At 75.2% G+C, this 234-nt stretch carries 1 protein-coding gene; it reads right to left on the reverse strand.

Annotation, left to right across the window (positions count from 1 at the left end):
* Window positions 1-234: PDZ domain-containing protein (locus tag N790_RS05165; RefSeq protein ID WP_043801656.1), on the reverse strand; the 234-nt coding region annotated here is incomplete at both ends.

The raw sequence follows: 234 nt of genomic DNA on the forward strand, positions 1-234 counted from the left end.
CGGGGCGAACCAGCGCATCGCCGGCGCCTCGGGCACGGTCACTTCCACGCTGCGGGTCTTGCGGTCGCGCAGCACCTCGACGCGCACCTTGTCGCCCACGTCCTGGCCGCGCAGCGCCGACATGGCCTCGCGCGGCGTGGCCACGGCGTCGCCGTCGATGCGCTGGATCACGTCACCCGGCTCCAGCGCCTCCAGGCCCTTGCCGGTGCCCAGCACCAGCACGCCGCGGTCGGT

It is taken from the genome of Arenimonas malthae CC-JY-1, assembly GCF_000747075.1.
Lineage (GTDB): Bacteria > Pseudomonadota > Gammaproteobacteria > Xanthomonadales > Xanthomonadaceae > Arenimonas > Arenimonas malthae.